The 18,063-nt window shown below is 41.3% G+C and carries 17 protein-coding genes; all 17 read right to left on the bottom strand.

Annotated elements, in window-relative coordinates; translation table 11 throughout:
- Window positions 1-64: 64 nt before the first annotated feature.
- The 17 genes from AC1DVJ_RS16945 to AC1DVJ_RS16865 all read right to left on the bottom strand — a co-directional run bounded on the left by AC1DVJ_RS16945 (window position 65) and on the right by AC1DVJ_RS16865 (window position 18,059).
- Window positions 65-409: a hypothetical protein gene (locus AC1DVJ_RS16945; RefSeq protein WP_477592414.1), complete on the bottom strand. Its 345-nt coding sequence runs from the start codon at window positions 407-409 to the stop codon at window positions 65-67.
- A gap of 321 nt (window positions 410-730) precedes the next feature.
- Window positions 731-1,087, bottom strand: a complete 357-nt coding sequence (locus AC1DVJ_RS16940) for a hypothetical protein (RefSeq protein ID WP_477592413.1) — start codon at window positions 1,085-1,087, stop codon at window positions 731-733.
- A 78-nt stretch (window positions 1,088-1,165) separates the two neighbouring features.
- Window positions 1,166-1,351, bottom strand: a complete 186-nt coding sequence (locus AC1DVJ_RS16935) for a hypothetical protein (protein WP_477592412.1) — start codon at window positions 1,349-1,351, stop codon at window positions 1,166-1,168.
- Window positions 1,338-2,834 (bottom strand): hypothetical protein, encoded by a 1,497-nt coding sequence (locus AC1DVJ_RS16930; protein WP_477592411.1) that lies wholly within the window; start codon window positions 2,832-2,834, stop codon window positions 1,338-1,340. Before AC1DVJ_RS16930 ends, AC1DVJ_RS16935 begins: the two co-directional genes overlap by 14 nt.
- Before the next feature lie 189 nt (window positions 2,835-3,023).
- Entirely contained in the window at window positions 3,024-3,443 is a 420-nt protein-coding gene (locus tag AC1DVJ_RS16925) for a hypothetical protein (protein ID WP_477592410.1), read from the bottom strand.
- Window positions 3,376-4,182: a hypothetical protein gene (locus AC1DVJ_RS16920; RefSeq protein WP_477592409.1), complete on the bottom strand. Its 807-nt coding sequence runs from the start codon at window positions 4,180-4,182 to the stop codon at window positions 3,376-3,378. The genes AC1DVJ_RS16925 and AC1DVJ_RS16920 overlap by 68 nt, the downstream gene beginning before the upstream one ends.
- A gap of 73 nt (window positions 4,183-4,255) precedes the next feature.
- Window positions 4,256-4,822: a hypothetical protein gene (locus AC1DVJ_RS16915; RefSeq protein WP_477592408.1), complete on the bottom strand. Its 567-nt coding sequence runs from the start codon at window positions 4,820-4,822 to the stop codon at window positions 4,256-4,258.
- 82 nt (window positions 4,823-4,904) lie between these two features.
- Entirely contained in the window at window positions 4,905-5,579 is a 675-nt protein-coding gene (gene radC / locus AC1DVJ_RS16910; RefSeq protein WP_477592407.1) for a RadC family protein, read from the bottom strand.
- Between the two features lie 296 nt (window positions 5,580-5,875).
- Window positions 5,876-6,268: a hypothetical protein gene (locus AC1DVJ_RS16905; protein WP_477592406.1), complete on the bottom strand. Its 393-nt coding sequence runs from the start codon at window positions 6,266-6,268 to the stop codon at window positions 5,876-5,878.
- Window positions 6,240-7,508 carry a DNA polymerase III subunit beta gene (locus AC1DVJ_RS16900; protein ID WP_477592405.1) on the bottom strand — a complete coding sequence of 423 codons (1,269 nt, stop codon included), beginning with the start codon at window positions 7,506-7,508 and terminating at the stop codon, window positions 6,240-6,242. The genes AC1DVJ_RS16905 and AC1DVJ_RS16900 overlap by 29 nt, the downstream gene beginning before the upstream one ends.
- A 927-nt stretch (window positions 7,509-8,435) precedes the next feature.
- The gene (locus AC1DVJ_RS16895) at window positions 8,436-10,007 is read right to left on the bottom strand and encodes a hypothetical protein (protein WP_477592404.1); all 1,572 of its coding nucleotides are present in this window, start codon (window positions 10,005-10,007) and stop codon (window positions 8,436-8,438) included.
- Window positions 10,008-10,875: 868 nt separating this feature from the next.
- Complete coding sequence (locus tag AC1DVJ_RS16890; RefSeq protein ID WP_477592403.1) at window positions 10,876-11,802, bottom strand: hypothetical protein; 927 nt, start codon at window positions 11,800-11,802, stop codon at window positions 10,876-10,878.
- A 599-nt stretch (window positions 11,803-12,401) separates the two neighbouring features.
- Window positions 12,402-13,670: a hypothetical protein gene (locus tag AC1DVJ_RS16885; RefSeq protein ID WP_477592402.1), complete on the bottom strand. Its 1,269-nt coding sequence runs from the start codon at window positions 13,668-13,670 to the stop codon at window positions 12,402-12,404.
- Between the two features lie 302 nt (window positions 13,671-13,972).
- Window positions 13,973-14,470: a hypothetical protein gene (locus tag AC1DVJ_RS16880; RefSeq protein WP_477592401.1), complete on the bottom strand. Its 498-nt coding sequence runs from the start codon at window positions 14,468-14,470 to the stop codon at window positions 13,973-13,975.
- 402 nt (window positions 14,471-14,872) lie between these two features.
- Window positions 14,873-15,589: a DUF2971 domain-containing protein gene (locus AC1DVJ_RS16875; protein ID WP_477592400.1), complete on the bottom strand. Its 717-nt coding sequence runs from the start codon at window positions 15,587-15,589 to the stop codon at window positions 14,873-14,875.
- 464 nt (window positions 15,590-16,053) lie between these two features.
- Window positions 16,054-16,764 (bottom strand): hypothetical protein, encoded by a 711-nt coding sequence (locus tag AC1DVJ_RS16870; RefSeq protein ID WP_477592399.1) that lies wholly within the window; start codon window positions 16,762-16,764, stop codon window positions 16,054-16,056.
- A 26-nt stretch (window positions 16,765-16,790) separates the two neighbouring features.
- The gene (locus AC1DVJ_RS16865) at window positions 16,791-18,059 is read right to left on the bottom strand and encodes a hypothetical protein (protein WP_477592398.1); all 1,269 of its coding nucleotides are present in this window, start codon (window positions 18,057-18,059) and stop codon (window positions 16,791-16,793) included.
- Between the last annotated feature and the right edge of the window lie 4 nt (window positions 18,060-18,063).

Below are 18,063 nucleotides of genomic sequence, written 5' to 3'. Positions count from 1 at the left end.
TGCATCCCACCGCCTTCAACTGAATAGCTCGCTGCCTTACTGGAAGTATAACACGATTCTGGGTCTACGCTTTCGAAGATATGGAGTCACCGTGTTTCTCGAGCCAGGTCCTGTATTTTGTCCAATGGGCATCAATCCAGTGATTGCATATGATGTATCGCTGTCCATATAGGGTGACAACAGGTTTCACCAAGAAACGTCCTCGCCCGTTGTGGTCCGCTGCTTGTTCTGAAATTGATTGGTGGTCATTTAAAGGCTTTAAGAACGGGTAGTTGATTCCAAATGTATTCTTGCAGTATTTTTTATCTGTTAATTTCTCGGCCATTTCCGGAACAATGATATTATTTTCAATCAGGTTCACAAAACTCGTTCTTACAAATTCGCAAATGCCCATGTCTCTAGTCTTCATTCAAATCATCTCCCAATAGGTTTATTTCCTACCAGTATACAATAAAAAAATGTAATTCGCTTTAGCATTTTAAAGCGCTAAATACTTGTGTTTTACATATAGCGATTAAACACTTGCTGCAACCATAATTCAGGGTAGACACATTAAGTGTATCCTCAATGCGCTATTGAACCAATAGCATCCTGGTCGTTGATTCGTTTTGATTACATCTATAAGGTCAGGGTAAGCAGGGGGGATTCAGCTACCCCTACATGGAGTTAATCCTAGCACCTATAGAAATAACAAAGCCCTCCGAAGAGGGCAATATGGCGTTGTAATATTCTATGCTTCTTTAATCAACGCTTCATAATCTGTATCTGATAGCCTTTCAAAATGTCCATCCAAGAAACTCGCCAGATCATTCGTGCGATCATAAAACTCATCAATATACGTGATAGTTTTTACATTCTTCAAACCAATGCCAAACTCCAAACACTCATTGCTACGCTGTGCACTGCGCTCGCCGCAAACTACTGCCAATAAGTCACCAACAGTAAAGGCATCTACGTTTTTCTTAACCCGATCCACGCAAACGACCTCGGCTAAATCATGACTTTTGTCTTTCTTGTTGTATTGCCGAAGCTCAGATTTCAAGCACTCTATACTTTTAAATTGGACTAATGATTCTTGATACCCCATTCCTAACACGCTCCTTTGTCGTCATAATAAAAATGAAAGTGGCTTCCTGGAAAATTCCCAGCCGCCACTTTCTCTTCGTTATAATTCTTCAGCCATATCTTTCACAATCTCTACAAACGGCAACGGCATCTCGTCGTACTCACCAGTCTTCTCATCCTTCAACGATGCTGATTCAAAGACATAAGTGATCGCAGTCTCCGCAGTAAGCACACCTTCTACAATGAATCCCAAATACAAAAACTTGTAGGGCTTACCTATTTTCATCGTATGGATACTCATAGGGATATTCATCACCTCCAAGTGCCATCATATGGGGTTTTAACTCCATTCTTAAGAGTTCATCTAATCCGTTCGCAGCTCCATTCTGCTGAACAGGATTCCAGGATGCATAGTAGAGCTCTATTCCTTTCGGAAGAAAGATCTCCTTTGCCTCCTCAATACATTGGATAACTGTTTTACCAACGTCCGCTACTTTTACCTGAGCATCTGCATCAAAAGCGATGATAACCCGCTTCGGATTAAGTTGAAGAGTCGGTTCAAACAGTTGTCGATAACTCCGAACACCAGCAGCCTGAAGATGAATACCATTCGTTAAATCTGAGGCAATGTCACCTTTAAGCGGTCCTTCTCCCCACCAAACCTCCTTAACATCACATACGTTACTCACTAAATCCCCGGATTCCCATTTCTCAAGCACAGCAGAGGGAACAGCAACATGATACGGAGCGGGTCTCGGATGACCGATACTGGCTCCTTGTAAAATTCCCCTCTCAGCATCTTTACTGGTGGAAAGCCAGACATACTTGGCTCCAGGTTCGAGTACAGCGGTTCCACGATCCAGCGAGACTGGAAAGCTGTCCCTCACACCTTTCCAGACAACGGCTTCACTTACTTTGTCGATGATATCCACTTCCCCGTTATTAAGACGCGCCGTATAGCCAGGAGGTAGCTTAATCATCCTTGGGTCATCAACTCTAAGTTGAAAGCCGCATATCTGGTTCCATAGGTTACGGAAAGGGATAAGGAATCCATTCCTCGCCACAAGTGTCCAATACCGCATATGGTCTTTTTGCATAAGGACAAAGCCGGGAATTCCGTCAGGGTCCTCCTTCAAAGAATTAATGAGTTCCTTTGTTAGCATATACCGACTACGAAAATTATCGGTTACCGTCCGATATCCGCGAACTTGAATTTCCTTTGGAGTAAAGCCACGCTCCTGCAGTAGGTGCTCTCTATGCTTATCCCCTAAATCCAAAAACTCTAGCATCCGCCGATAATAAACATTAAGCCATTCATCTTCGCGTTTCGCGTCTTCTTGTTCGTCTTTCACAACAATTCGTGCTTGCGATACTCGCCGATCTCCATCAGATTCAAGGAAAGTCCCATCCTGAAACTTCAATGTAATCCCGGCAATACCACAGACTCGTATACAGGATTCCACGAATTTCTCTCGGTCTTTTAGCGAAATCTCATCATACATACGATATGCGTAATAAGAAAGCACATCGTTTCCGCCGACACCCTGACGAGTAAAATCCATCCATCTGCTCTGAGAAGGATTAATTCCGACAGAAGGTGTACGTTCCCCACCATTTCTGTAAGTCATGTACCATTTCCCTACACGTCTAATATCGTCTCCCATAGCAGTGGCGAATTCCCGCAGATCGAGTGCTCGAATTTCATTTACCGTTTCTTCCGAGATTCTCTTTTTAAGTAAACTCGGTAGATCAATGAGTTGTTCGGTCATACCCTTTTCCTCCTTCTTTCATAATTGAAAACGCAAAAAAAAAGACCCGATGAGCAGATTCATGCGCAAGAACTTAGCACATAAATTCAACCCATAGGGTCTTCGACTTCACACAAACGCCCATCACTAAAGGGGCAAAAAATTCTTACTGTTATTGTATCACGAAATATCGGTCGATGACAACGGACTTTATACCGTCAGCAGCAGTTGCTCACTTATTTGTTCTTGAGTCGCTATATACGCCCGATCGTAGAAGAAAACTACCTCAGAGGCACCAAAAATAGGCTCCTTCGTCAATTCATTTACGAAGGTCTCAGTCAAATATGGCTGATAATAAATAGGTGTTTTGCCGTTCCGATCCAGCTCGAAATCGTAGGCATCAAGCGTACCCACGACATACGCATGAACCGAGCGGACCCGCTTCTCCAATACTTTTCTTCTTCCACTCTCTGAGACAAAAAATCGAGCATCAGTCAGACGAACAGTATCGCAGTACCCTGCCACCAATCCAGTCTTCTCACAACGAATGACGATAGAATCCTTATGCAGATTCCGATATACGTGAACCTTGCTTCCGATCTCTATTTTCCGATCCTTGTACCACTCCATAGAAATAATCCCTCCCTTTTACGCCATCTGGTTTGAGCGACAATGGGGGTAGCCCCAAACGCTCAAGTGCCATATCTCGTCCATAAAAATGCCAAAAGTTCAAATAAACAGCCCCAACAATCTGAGTATCTAACCGTTTCTCATCTTTGGCCTTTTGGAAGCCTTCACGTGACCACCATTGTCCTTCGCGATCTGCCTGAAATTTTTCCCCATATAATTTTTTCACTCTAAATTCAGACTTGTCCTTATCTTTGAGGTCCCATAGATGGGACTGGTACCAGCGACCTTCATGAATATAGACCGCTGTGAAATAGTGACAATAGTCTTTCTCATAAGTCTCCGAGTAAACAAGGAGTGCATCTACAGGGACTTTTAATCCCACGTTCACCTTTGTCCTCAAGTCCCGAGCATATCTCGGTCGGTAAACAACAGGCTTTTGAGGAACGTAGTAAATATCCTTAAACACGACCCCATTAATGGGAAGGCTGTACGTCTCCACAAGAAGCTCAAGTATTTGCGTAATAAACTCATCGTGTGGAATAAGGCCCTTTTTCCGGGCATCGTACACCTCTGAACCAGTCGCGTAGAGTCTACGAACGGCTGCTTCCCCTCGAATATCGCCTCCATAGCCAGCCTCGCTTCTTCGCGTTGTTGTTAGCGACTGCAGCTCGTTATAATATTCATACGCTTCATTGTCTAAGTCAGACTGATACGTCAGCAGGTTCATTTGAATAAACATACGGAGATTCCCCTTTCTTTGTAAAAAAAATATGAGGATGTACAGAGTACACCCTCATATTCTTACGTCATATTTAAGCCGGTTCCACGAGCAACTCCGCTACAGGGCATGAAGCAAATCCTGATCGGATATTAACTCCTGTCCGTTTTACAATCCCTGCTGCCTCTAGTGCATCTAGAATACCTTCATTTTCTGCGTAGTTTTTGATCACTACATGGCGCTCAGAAGGAAGCACTACACCGGGCACGCAAATGGTTGCAGTTGCAAAGGGTGTGTTGTCCGCCGCATCAAAGAGTTTGATTTCAACTCCTCCTTTTACGTTGCGTGAGATCACAACCTTGCACTCAAACCCAAGAAATTGGACATTTTTCATATGTCCTGCGCTGACATAAGACATAATCTTATCTTTTACCGCATTAAAATGCGCTACTATTTCACTTGCACCCCTTTGAAGCAATTCTGATTCAGTCTTTACCCCGTATAATTGGCAAAGGAATTGAATAGCCTCTTGAGCATGGCTTAAAGTAGGTTTTTCTCCGGATTCAACCAGAAAAAAGTAACGATTTAATGAGAAAAATGAGTCAGCTTCAGATAATCCGTTCTTTACCATTTCACCGGTAGCAGCCTTATTGTTATTCATATAAGTAATCTCCTTATACAGCCCCATTAAGTGGTGGGCTGTGCATAATAGCTCCCACTCTGAGCTGGAATATAATAACCTCTTACATATGTCCCATCTCTTTGAGACTCGTGTGGCCAGTAGATCCGATAATGACGTGATCAAGCAGCTCGATTCCAATTACGTTGCCCGCTTCTACCAATCGACTCGTTAACTGGATGTCCTCCGGTGAAGGCGAACTATCACCGCTGGGATGGTTATGAGAAGCGATTATTGAAGCTGCTCCTCTTCGAATTGCTGCCTTAAAGACCTCGCGCGGATGTACAATCGCAGCGTTCAAAGAACCTACAGAGATTGTCTCGCGACCAATCACCCTATTTTTGGTGTTTAGGTAAAGTACAACAAAGTGTTCTTTATCTAAATTTCTGAGATCTTCTATAACGAGGGTAACATCCTTTGGCGAACGAATAACAACAGCGTCCTCTTGTCGAACCCGAGTTAATCGCTTAGATAACTCAAAGACCGACATAAGGTAGAACGATTGTTTTTCATCCAGGTCAAATAGGACAGACAATTCAAATTCAGATAGCGTCGAAAGATACGGAAGACCTTTTTCCAGGATCTGATCGATTACCAACGACACGCAGCGATCACGCACCAATGGTTCTAAAACCACCGTCAATAGGTCCTTATCAGATAGACATTTGGAATCGCATGTGCGATAGAATACGTCACGGACTTCTCTTACTGCGCTTTTATTTAATGTAATAAACGACATAGTTATGCACCCATACCAATTGCAAGAGGGGGAATCCCCTCGCTGCACAAATGGCAGAGGGGCTCCCTCCCTACATATAATTGATAATAGTCGACTACTTTTCCTATGCTGGCTATTAGCTCATTTAAAATCGCAATATTGATAATATGCGATAACGCGTTACGCCTTTGTAATATCCGAACAGATTACCCGTAAAATGAGGAATTTTCCCTGTTCTAAAGCATCAGGGCAAACTTCGTAAATTCCCACTCCCATACTGATAACCATGATCCACTTGCCTCCTTAGTTTCCATAGACTAAAACTCGGTGGCCATGCTGCGCGCTTCATTCCGATCGAAAGTCTCAAATAGACAAACCGCAGTATCGGGTTCAATTAGAAATCTCCCGGCCCGGATATCTTTTATAAGACTCGCTTGTCGAACATTGCTGCAGCAGAACTTTATCATCGTTGCCTCGCCTGTCAGCCGAGCTTCAAATACCCTATAGATGGGACGTCCCTCCACTTGCTCGAAAGAAGCAAACGGAAGAAGAGATTCTTCCGTTTGTCCGCAACTAGGGCAATGAATTTTGGCAATCACCTTTACATCCACATATTTAGATTGAGCACGTCCGCAGCGCATACAAGATAACTTAATGTTATCAATGATCCCCATCATGTCATCACACATCACGTGAGCGAAGTGGAACAACGACAGCCCGCCTACTGGAGGTTTCGCCATCTTTTAAAGCTGGGGCCAAAATGTAGGGCTTCAGTGGATCCAACCATCTAAAGTGGATTTGTTCATATGCGTCCATCGATTTGAGCGTATCCTTCATTACTTCAGCATCGACGCATCCCTTCATATCACCGGTTCCATCAGTAACGAATATGGATTCTTGTCCGTTACCGAGCTCACCTTTAGCTGTAATATGAAACTCGCCGTCTACGAGTTTGAAGTTGACACCTCTTTGTTCCTTGCCTGTCACGGACATTGCTCGTTTGAATGCATCTTCGAGCTCCTTGCGGTTAACCGTGCATTCCGAGGCAAACGACCTGGGCAGTTGCGCTTCGAGATCGATAACGGCGCCTGAGATCAGTTTGCTCACAATCATGACTCCGATGCCGGCTACCGTAATTAGACTCGGTCCAACAGAAACACGAACAGGCCCATCTGTCTTATCGAAAATATCCAAGATCAGCTTCGCAGTCTTTTGAGAGACTATCCCTTCGAAAGGGGGCACTTCAACCGCTAGTAGCTGTAGCGAAGCTAGTTTCAAATTGGTGGTCTGTAGCAGGACACCACTGTCAGTACCTTTTAACTGCACACCGCAGATTTGAGGTCTCGAATCATCCTTAGAAACCGCATAGAGGGTTTCTTTGATGACTGAGCAGAATTCTGTGGAGCGGGTACTGAACGAAACCGCATCTGTTTCTGTCTGGATATTCGGATACATACTGACATCTTGCGTTGCCAACTGATACTTTGCTTTGCCTGCTTTAATGGTCATTCGCTCTTCTTCAAGCTCTAACCTAAAATCACCGGCGGGAAGATTACTGCAGATTTTAGAAAATGTTTCAGCGGGTATCAACACACTGATATCTCTATCTGCCTCAATTACGCTATTATCTACACCTTCTAGAGATGCAGTAGCTTTCACAATGCTTATTGTTCCGTCGCCGCCGACTAGCGTCAAAGCATTACCTGGGACGTTTTCCATTCCCCCGCTGCCATCAGTCTTTCTTCTGGGTACAGACTTCTTGATTTCCATCTTGATCATCTGTAGCACCGCAATAGCATCTGAAGAGGCAGTTGCTTTGGCGACGTCGTCGATCATGGACAAGAATTGCTTCCTATCTTTGATTTTGACGATAACCGCATTTTGTTCAGTACGGGTTTGCACTGATCCTTCTTCCTCTTGTTGTAACAAAAGATCCGTCATATTACTCATCTCATCGCCCCTAATTGCTAATGCGATAGGGGCTTCACCTCCTGAAAATAAAATACACACCCAAGCATCGATCGAGATTCGAAAGGAATCCAGAATGAAAACGATGCAAATAGGTGTGAGCCTTTTAATTGATACGGGTCGCTACATCCGCCAATAGAGTAGAAACAAAAAAGCCCTATGTGGGGTAGGAATCATTAGAAAGGGCATATTACTACCTTTTCTCATAAATTCCGCCACATAGGGCATTAAACTTGCGACAAGGAAAAACTACTACTCTGATGAAAATATTACCACATGAATCCTATAAGAACAAGATTCAAATTAATCCTTGTATATTACTATAACCTTTATATTAATACATCCTTTATAAAGAACTAAATAATAAAGACCTATATGGGAGACTGAAACGCCAATCCCAGCAAGGGGTTTCAGTCTTTCATGTTGCTTAAAGCATAGTATTTATTATCATTTTTCACATTTAAAATGTTTTATCCATAGTCAAAAAATAGGCATATTTGCTTTTTTCATATAAAGTTAGGCAGCTTGCTAAACTGTGGATGAATAGAAAGCACTGGGCCTACTTATCAAAATCGACTTTTCAATATATCCCTATTATCCTCACTATCAAGTAAATTCACAAAAAGCTATTCGAAAAAAACATTTAAAGATGCATAGCACAATATGGAAATATGAAAGATTATCCACTCTATCACCTTTCATAACATAATCCACATTATTTTAATCGAAAAAAGCAATTATTAAGAACAATGGGCCGCGCCTCTTTTGTTCAAAAATTGTCTGAGTTCCTTGGTTTTCAATATGCTGAAGGTATATAGAGACTGTTGATCTAGAGGATTCCTTGAATGAAATGACTCGAAATCCTTAGGCAGGCAGCGCAAATACCCCTATCCTTTTACAGGTCAGGGGTTAAGCAGATTGAGCAGCAGCCAAGGCTAATATTTCGTTTTCAAGGCGGAAGTTAACGTCTACAGCTGGCGCAAGAGTAAGCGTAGGCAGTTTTTCAACATCCTCGAGGAAATCATCAACTAAATGCCTCACTGCTTTTTGATAAGTGAGAGACTCCGATTGATAATTACTCCGTATTAATGTGTATCGAAGGCCGTATTCCTGCTCCATTCGGAAGTAATCTTCCGGATCCTTGTACGATCGTTTAGCTTGTTTGCGAATGACTTCAATTCCAGGTAGCCATGTCAACCGATCATCATAGAGATAGCGGTGTTGTTTGGATGATGGTGGTGCCATGAATCGCTCTCTCAATTTTGGAGCAAGTCGTTCGAATAAGAACTTTGCTTGCTCTTCAGAGAGATGGCCAAGGGCGGTCGTAAATTCGTTATGCCGGCTTTCCTTCTCGGCTTCTTCCCAGCTCGGCGAAATGAGCCTATACAGGCCGTGCTGGTTTGCTAGCGCTAAAAGGCGAGCTTTAGTGCGATCACGAACAGCATCGTAAACTAGAGGCACTAATTGGTGTGGATAGGCCTCCTTCATGATAAAGCGCTCGTGAATTGATTTCACAACGAACTTAACAACGCCAACGCTAACTTTACGTAATACTCTGACAACCTTATTAAATTCAGACCCCTGTTTGTATGCGACAAGATCGCCGAGACCAACTTTTTCAAGTTCTCTTTGCAGGAGATTTGCTTTTCGTTTGTATGCTGTCCGTGGTTGTATGGGATCATGGCAATCTTCATCAAGGGGATGCACGTGAAGAGATGGATTCACCAAAATGAATACCTTACTGAAATTCTTACCTTCTTTGAGATAAAAAGCTTTACTGAACAACGGCGCCTTATCAAATAGCTTCTCCTCTGCCAGGCGAGTAATTGCATGTCTGACATAGGAAGTATTTGTGTGAAGGAACCGCTGCAGGTCTTGGTATTGGACATGCTCACTCTTCGTTGGTACGAAGCAGCGGAATGTGGACTCTATCTTATCTGGATTTACGCCTTGCTGAATGTATAAGGACAAGAATAGCTTTTGTTCTCTGAGTGATAGTCTTGTAAATGCTTTTGAGAAGATAAACGGATGAGCCTTCATGTGATTACCAATGCGATCCGTTTCTTCATTGCGGTAATAGTTTAGTTCCATGCTATAAGTTTGAAAGCTTTGATCGTGATCAACACGAAGAAGCCCCAGTGTTCTAAACTTGGCCATAGATGCGTAGAATTGAGATAAGCATACTGGTTCTTCAAAATACTCGTTAATCTTATCATAAACATTGGAGAGTGCTGTCAGATCATGAAAACGTCCAGCTGTGTTGCAGCACTTCTGCAGGATGATAGCTAATTGTACATCGGATTGAGTAAGGTGATGAAGGTGATATTCACGGGTATTTTCTCCGCCAACACGGTAAGTGAGCCCTGAATCATATTGGAGTTCAATATCAAATAGACTCTGCATAAAGGTTACTGAGAGCCGTACTGGAGTTGTTTGAATTCCTTGTTCAAGACTGCGCTTATTCGCAAGAAAAAAACTCATGAAAATACACCTCCTTCCCCTTAAATCTATTGAATAGTAAGGCTTTTCCTTGGTATAATAAAAACAAGCAATAAGAAAGCAGACCCTCGAATTTTTCAAATTTTTGAAAAATGAGAGTAAAGCTGTTTTGTTATACAGACCCAAGGTCAGCCAACCAGGTCTAGAAAATCGAATTCTATCGAGGCCGTTCGCCAAAACGACTCGAACACACAAAGCTTCCAATTGCCATTGGGAGCTTTTTTCATTCCTCATTATCCGAAGAATGATTCATAAGATAATTGGTGAGATCTACCAACATTCTTATATTTTCGACATTAACAGACTGATTTGTTTTTGACAATGGGAGTAGAGTGTCCGTTAAATCACGGAGTAAAGTGACTGGTAACGGAGTATAGTGTCTGTTTCACGGAGTATAGTGTCTGTTTCACGGAGTATAGTGTCTGTTTCACGGAGTAAAGTGACTGTTTCACGGAGTAAAGTGTCCGGTATTTAGCTCACTCCTAGTAAAAATATATTAAAAATATTTTTCAGAATGATAGAAAAATGAAATCTAAAAACGTCAAAGTGGCCACGATCTATCATAACGGAGTTAAGTGTCTGGTAATGTACGGAGTAAAGTGTCTGGTAATAGACGGAGTAAAGTGTCTGGCAATACATTACTGTAAGGATGTATCCAACTAGAACTTACTTTATCCCCCCAATAATCCCGACAAAGTAAAGAACATAAACATCGTCCTTATTAAAGACGTTGTTTATGTTCTTTGCCGACATTTTTAAATTCTCTTGAAATAGGTGCCAAAAACCTGCTGACCAGCATTTCACTGCGAATCTTGGCCAGACGGTTTTATTTGTATGTTCTTTCTTCTTATTACGGCACTGAAACGAATAACTGGCCGTCCTCATTTCTCGGATAAATGCCTAACTGGCCCCACAACTTGATGACGATATTGGCAAGATCCTCGAATACATGGATATCACTCCAACTGCTATAGGAATCATGGAGGTGATGAAGTACCGGCGAAAGCTCCTCCCATACGCCATCCAAGTAGTGGTACTCTGTGATGATATTAAGGAACTCTTGTGGTGGCTCATAATTTAAACCATGACAATACCCAATAAAATAGGCAGAGACTTTAAGGAACAAGGAAGTTGTCAATTGGATTTCCCCAAATAGCTTACCCACATCATCTTCTATCCGATATAGGAATATCGCTTCTTTACACTCCTCCTCAGTTTTCGGGAGAAGCTGAAATACGCTGTCAATGTACATATCATGATCAGATGGTTTAGAGCCGGCAGATAGCCTAGTTGCGATATACTCGCTCCAAATCATGTCAGCATGTGCATAGGCCACTTGGCGTGTTCGGTCTGGAGTACCGAAGAAGATCTCCTCTGGATTGGTAACTCCGAAAGCTACATATTTCTTGTAATCATCATGAACGTGACAAAATTCATGATGCATCAGATGTACGGCATTCTGACTCTTCACTTCATCGAAAAGTGTGATGATGACTCGTGGATCGAAAAAAATGGTGGAGCGACGAATACCGTCCTCGATATACGTGAGGACCTTGCCCATTGCAACCCCGAAACCATTATTCGTATAACCCTCACTTAATCCACGTTCTTTTTGAAACTGGATCAATTCTCCCCCAAAATCTTCAGGTATGATAATGTACTGCAAAGATATTAGGCTTAGATTACTAAGCTGGTCAATTAGTCGACCAATGGTCTGCTTTACAATATCGTTCAGATTATTATCGATTAATTCTTTGTTATTGATAACGATCTCCAAGTACTCGTCACTCCTCATATGGACGGACTAGCCCAAGTTGGTTTTCCTATTAGGAAGATTATACCATGTTTTCCGGATCCACTCTTTAATATCTTGTACAGCACTTGGAGTGCTATCTATACAAAGAGGCTGCGCCTGCAGTTGATTTCATTCATTGAAAATTGCATTATATCGTTGTATCTATAAACGAGTACAATGCGGAGTCAACGGGAATGGTTTTAAGTTCATGATTGTCATGCATTAATATCCCATAAAATAAAAAGCCGCGATTTAGCGGCAATTTAATGAGATCAAATTGTATGGTATCGGGCGCGAACGGAGTAAAGTGTCTGGTAATATACGGAGTAAAGTGTCTGGTAATATACGGAGTAAAGTGTCCGGTAATATACGGAGTAAAGTGTCCGGTTAATATACGGAGTAAAGTGTCTGGTAATATACGGAGTAAAGTGTCTGGTAATATACGGAGTAAAGTGTCCGATAATGTACGGAGTAAAGTGTCTGGTAATTGGTTGGCATTAGTCAGTCAAAGGATATTTTGTTTGCTGCAGAGAACTGTATCGACGGACGGAGTAGAGTGTCCGCCCGTCGTTCTGCGGTCCTTAGACCAACTGCTTAATATTATGTGAAATGATCCACTCGCTAGGAGTAAAGTCAATCCACTTCTTTCTATTCCCTTGTTTACGAACTGTATATTCGCTAATAATATCCTGTTCTTTCAACCGATCCAAGCCCGCTTCAATTTGGCGAGTGATACGAGAACGGTTGTTAGCTTCCTCTGCTATCTCCTCTTCCCCTGAAATGCTTAATTGTTCAATTAAAACGTCCATATCAAGGGAACGGCTTTGCTGATCTTCCGATAATTGATCTAACAAAAATAAATAAATGAGACGGGCATATGATGTAGGAAGCTCGTTATAGATGACTCCGCTGAGAAAAACATAGTTTCCTGACGCCAAATTTTGATAAATAACATCGCCAAATGTAACAATGGCCTCTCTTTGCTTACCAGTTTTGTCTTCTTCCTGTGAGCGGGCATACCAAACAATATTATCGACTGGATTGTACATGACCTCAGCTGAATAAAATCCGCTTGTAGGATCCAAATAGGCTTTTAAATATAGCGTTGTCTGCAATAGATTATTCAAGCTATCATAGATAAGCTTATACTCCCCACCAGAAGGCTTACTGTTCATAGCATGAGCAAGTTCGCTGAACTGAAAACGAATATTTTTTGGACGGTCTGGGTTACTTAACCACAATTTGAAAAGTCCTAGAAGAACCTTACCGTCGTAGCTTTGTAAGGTGTTTCCCAACAAATTTTGGAACACATTCTTGCGTATTGTTTGTCGCTCTATCTGAAGCGCAAGTTCCTTTTTATCATTTAACTTCTTCATCTTTTCAAGCGTAGTTTTTTGAGGAGAATTTGCCGTGATCGCCCCTGCTTGGATGAGGGTTCTCTCGAAGATATGCGACCTGGAGAATTGACGATTGTACTCACGTTTCTCATTGATAGCTTGGTCAATAGATCGAGTCACGACCTCGAAGATACCTCTTTGCAATAAGTCTGCTTCGGGAATGGACTTACCCTCATTTTGAAGTTTAAAAAACTTGTTGAGAATATGTACTTCTTGTTTTCGATACTTATCTTCAAGAGATTTCAATTCGTGAATATTTAGTGTTTTAAATCTGCTGATAATCTTTGCATAATTATCCTGCAGTAAATCATCAATATGTTCCTTAGCGATAGATTGCTTTTCCAGTGACCGGATTTGATTAGCCAAAGGTGTAACTAAGTCAGTTATAATTTCTTCTATCTTGCTGGTAGATGACATCATCATCTTCCCTTCCATTGCTTTGGTAGGCTTCATCACCACAGAAACCATCTTCCCTCTTATTGTAGTATGTTTGCGATTGAACGTCTATGGAAACACGAAGTAAATCAAAAAAGGCCCATGAACTCTTTATCATAAACGTGGACATAGAAATCCCGTTTAGATATAAGAGCCCATAGGGCCTTTGACTTGAACAACGAAAAGATAATCTGCTGGTAGTTTAGCATGAATTAGCTAGATTATCAAGCAACCTGATCCGAATCATCACTTTTCAGGTAGATTATTTAAATATTCAATTGCCTCTTGTAACGTCTCCACGGGTACAACTTCAATTTCAGTCAAACATCTTTCAATTTCCTTCGTACGTATTTATCAGGATCCTTATAGTACATATCAATTACGATTTCATGCACGATATTATGAATGCCAGACTTGAAAACCAATCCGCAGTCCATGAATGGCTGTAATTTAGGGCTGTTTCCCCCTAGCGGTAAACAATCCCGTTTAATTGTGCCAGCCGGAAGATTATGAATCTTTTCTAGGTCGCTGCCCATTTTATACTTAGAACCAAGCTCTCTGCATTTTGGGCAAACATTTATATCTCCAACAGATCTAGGATATTCTTCATCATAACCGTAATCACAAAATGAACATCGATACTTAAATGTTTTTGTAGTTTGAAGTGAAAATATCATTTGTTCGGTCTTATTAATTTTTGCATCTATCGTATGGACGAGTGACCTTAAATCAAAATCGATTGGATTAAGGTCCTGCATAAATATTTTTGTTTGCTTTAATTGCTCCAAAGACAATGTATAGTTTTCCAAAATGCCCATATCTTCTCACTCCACTAATCCGATTATATTGGTATTGTACTATTTACGGATTAAAGATACAAATAATAAAATCTAACTTAATCCATTTTCGTATTACGAATAATTTTCGGGGATTAAAAGGGCGTGGAACATCTCTTTAAAACATTCATTTTTCTCCAATTTAAAAAGAGAGGGAAGCCTGGAAGGCCGATAACTGTTGATCGAATAAGGCTTTTTAAGATATTCACGGTATAAAATTACGGGAACCTTCTAAAAATGTTCCACAGGATAACATTATGACCATAATCGTAGGGGGGTTATTCAATGGAGTATAGAAAATATCATCATAATGAAAAATGAAAAACGGAATCTGCGACTTCGGATCCCGTTTTTCATTTTTCATTAAACTATCAGTATCACTGGTTAACGAGTTAGTTCAATAGGAGCCCTCTCAATTCTATAAGAGTCCTTTGCCCTTACGATTTCGTAATATGTAATGGATAGATGAGCAGTTCTATTCATTACTGTTTGTTTTGTTTCCATTGGACAAAAAAAGCCGAACGTAATGGAAAGAATACTTTCATCATCATATGGAATAAATGAATTTGCTTCAGTTAATATTCTCCATTCTTTTTCATATGACCAAATATTTGGTTTTGTCAAAAACGGTTTAGTAATTGCTTTGGATATCATATCTGGAGTACCAGCTAAATCGTGGTATGTAATGATCGGTACCTCTTCTACGTATTTGACTTGCATACTTTGATTAAATGGATCCTTTGTACTATCGAACTCTAAGCACATTCCTTTATGGTTATCTGTATAATGAGCCCAAAGCAACTCATTTCTTGCATCTTCAGTAAAGCAAGCTGCTCCTACTTCATTCCTGTGCTCAGTAAAAAAATAATCACGGGCATACTTTAAGATTTCTTGTTTCGTAGATTTCATCTCTATAAATTTCTGGTGTTGGTTACCATAAATTAGTTTCAAAAAATGAATAAGGTGCTCATCCGGAAATTCAAATCGAAATATAAACTCATACGGATCGTTGAACATGTTAGGGGACTGCGCATACAATCGGTTATGTTCAAGGTTAGTTAAACTTCTCTCATTAATCGCCGTATATTTATATAATTTCATATCTTTTTAACCCACCTAATTCACTAATTGGTATTTACTTCGTTAAACTATTCGGTATTTTATATAAATATCCTTCACCTTCACGGGATAACGTAAAACTATCCGTTGAGCGAATAAGAAAACGAATTAATCTACTATTACAATATAATGGCGGCAAGGAAATGCTTCAAATTTAGAACTTACGGCAAAAAAATGCTTCTATTTATGGCAAAGAAATACTTCAAGTCACAGAATCATAAAATGACCACATTGAGATATCTATCTCGGTCCGGAGAAAATAAAAAGACTACCAAATGGCAGCCTTTTCGAACATGTATATAGTTTTAGATACAATACATTTTAGGATAATATTGGATCTACTCAGATGCGCAAAGCCACCAAGTCGGCTTGCATTCTGCATGTCATTTCAGCGTCATTTCACAAAAAGGACTCCAAAACGTCAGAGTTAAGGGTAGATCAACATATTATTTATATTTTTTGAGCAACGAATTAACATACGCCTTACAAAGCCGAGTCTGAACCATGTATGGAATGATCGTCATTTTAACGACGAATGCAATGTTCTCATCATATTTCCCTTCTTGGGAAAACATGCTGCCGTCAACATATAAGAATCCAAAGACGGAGAGTACGGTCCAGTAAAAAAATTCAGTCCAATCCAGCGCAGTCTGATAGTTGCTGAACACTTGATTGTTTTCTACTTTTTCTTTACTTAATTCCTCCGCTTTTTCTGCGCTCGTATTTGTTTTATTGACCCAGTACGTATAATGCCTCGGTAATATGAACAAAAGTACGGTTGTTAACGGAATGCCTGCAAGGAAGTATACGGCAAGATGGGGGATATCCGTTAATGTGCCAGCGTGACCCATGACAATGATTACAATGAGCAACGCTGCTATGAAGAGTAGCGGAGCAAAAAACAGATCGACAAACGCCCTAAACATGCTCTCCACGCGAGCACGCAGGGATACAATCACTATTGCGGACACGATTAAGTAAGTATAGGACATAATTTTCAGCGGCGTTGTGATCCCGTCGTGGCAATACACGTAGATACATGACAATAGGGCTAAGATTAAATAAGCACGAAGAAACCACTTTGAAGGGACAACTCGCGTAGCCACCCGTTGCAACAACATCACAAACTTTCTGACCAGATAATATGAGAAAATCATAAAAAGCCCCCTTAACTTTAAATATCTTACGACATGGCAAGATCTATATATTTATCAATTTCCCTAGAAAAGCTGTCCCTTCCTTTGCATGTAATAATGACAAAGTTCTCTGGGTTTTTACTCTGAATATATTTTTGTACTCGGTGCTGTGTGTAAGTCCGAATGTAAAATATGAGATCAGCACGCCGGACTGGACCTGTGAGGAGATGAATATTTGTCTCATCATCAGTTGCAGGAAAAAATTCGCCAAATCCACCTCTCTTAGCGATCTCCTCTTCGTACATCTGTTTTTGATCACGGTGGCCAACCACAAGCACGTGTTTACCTGCAAGAGGCTTCGGCATTTCGGCAAGTAAGGATTTATACTCCGCAGTTACCCGCTCCTGCTCGGATAACAGTCGATGCAGCATCTCATTATCCTCCTCAAGCTCCTTAATGCGCCGTAGAGCCTCTTCTAACTGCTCCTCTGCCGTCTGATTGACCCGCTCCAGTTGTTGCTGTAACTCCTCCGTTTGTAGGCGCTCGAGCTCATAACGCTCCTCGTAGTCTTTCGCTTTTTGAAGAGCTTTAAGATGAGAGGTCATTCCCTCCGCCTTGCCACCGTTTTGAATAATACGGCTGCCAAAGACGAAATAGTATCCATTCAAGATCTCTGTCTCATAGACTGCCCAATCCAAAGGGGTGAACGAATTCATAAGAAGGGAAGCGTCATCTTTACGATTAAGTATGACACAGGATTCATAGACGGCTATCTTATTAACTGCCTGGGCATATAGCTTATGTTCAGGATCTGTTTTCCCTTGCCGCCGGAGAACTTCGTAGAATTCGAGCTTCTGTTCATTGCCCAAGTTTTCTAAGAACCCCTTAAGGCTACCAAACGCCCCTGTGAGACGGTCCACCACCCTTTTACTTGCACCAGCTGCTAAGTGAAGCAGATAGTCCCGAATTACTGGCTTCGTGACGCGAAATAGTATCTTCTCCATGAGAGTATTCTTCCAATCGGCCTTCTTAAGCAACTTGTCATGGATGACTATACCCGCTCCGCGGACAATATCACTGAAAAGTTTCTTATTATCCAAACTGATTAAGTAGCCGGCTATGCATGAACAAAGGAGCGGGTCAAATTCACCACTCTCTCGAAGGGCATAAGCAACGAATTTCTGCCGTTGAATAGTACGCTCCTCATCCTCGTTAATCAGAGCTCTAAGGGATATTCCCATAGCGGATACGGACTCAAGGGTAGTAAAGTAATGTGCCACTCCTTGGTCTACCTGTTTATAGTGCTCAGGAATCATTGGG

This window comes from Paenibacillus sp. P4_A9, from assembly GCF_056402415.1.
The sequence above is the reverse complement of the archived record's forward strand: the minus strand, read 5'-3'. Positions and strand labels throughout refer to the sequence as shown.